This is a genomic window from Chryseobacterium sp. VD8, from assembly GCF_037149975.1.
GTDB lineage: Bacteria > Bacteroidota > Bacteroidia > Flavobacteriales > Weeksellaceae > Chryseobacterium > Chryseobacterium indicum.
Genome location: NZ_JBBCQL010000429.1, coordinates 1 through 1,178, shown reverse-complemented (window position 1 = coordinate 1,178; position 1,178 = coordinate 1). Strand labels below are relative to the sequence as shown.

Genomic DNA, 1,178 nt, shown 5'->3' with positions numbered 1-1,178 from the left:
TATGCAGAAGGTGGAATTGTGCATATTTTCACCGATCTGAAACACTGGTATTTACCAGCAAGATGTTTTATGTGGATTCCTGCCGGAACACCGCATTATATCTTTTCTACGAGTCCAAAAGTGGATCGGTACAATTTTTATTTTAAAAAAGAAGAAAACGAAAATGGCTTTTTTGATGAAATCAATATTTATTCGGTAAGTCATCTTCTTCGGGAGATGATTTTGTATACCAAAGACTGGGATGGGAAAATCACAAGAAATGATGGGGTAAAATATGATTTTCTTAAAGCATTAAAAGGAATTTTACCTGAAAAGAGGGATAAAAAACTGGCATTTCCGGTTCAGCATCCTTTTCCGAATGACGAAATGCTTCTGAAGGTGGCACAGTATATTCATGCGAATCTGGAAAAGCCTTTAAGCATAGAATCTACGGCAAAAGAATTCGGGATGAGTACAAGAACGCTTTCCCGAAAGTTTAAGGAAATTCTGGGCATGAATTACGTCCGTTTTTTACGTGCGCTGAGAATTACCCGCTCTCTGGAACTGATGCTGGAAGGGAAGTACAATATGTACGAGATCGCGATGATGGTAGGCTACAACAGTCTTTCGTCTTTCAGTAATATTTTTAAAAAGGTAATTGGGGTTGCTCCGACGGATTACCTGCAGAAGCTGAAGGGAGAGGAGTGATTTTGGGTTTGAGAGTTGTAGGTTTTAGAGTGGGAGGGTTTGAGAGTGTTAGAGTTTGAGAGTGGGAGGGTTTTTGTGTTTTTTCTAAATACTAATGATACAATTTTTTTTATGGAAACATTAATTAACTTCAGTTCGGGATAAGAAATAAATTTAAATAATTGATTTATCGCAAAGAAAAACAAAAGAATTCATTTATTTATTTATTGAAATTTTTTAAGCTAAACAAGGGCACTTCGTTTATTTAAAAAAGACAAAAATGGTATTACTTTTATAAAGTTTTACGCCTTTGTATATCTTAAAAGCAGAATTCCTGATAATTGAATCTCTTTGTTTAACCTTGCGTTTAAGAAGACTTATTCCGAACTTAGGATAATTCAATTTCTGCTTCATTCTTTATTTTTGGAGAGGTAAGTGTGTGAGAACGTATCAGTATTTATTGATGAGAGGAATTTTAGCCCCGATTGTAATGAAAATCCTTTTTTGCAAAA

Annotated in this window: 1 protein-coding gene; it reads left to right on the top strand. The window is 34.8% G+C overall.

Annotated elements, in window-relative coordinates; all coding sequences use genetic code 11:
- Positions 1-687: AraC family transcriptional regulator (locus WFK35_RS22845; RefSeq protein ID WP_336734941.1), on the top strand; the 687-nt coding region annotated here is incomplete at its 5' end.
- Positions 688-1,178 lie beyond the last annotated feature (491 nt).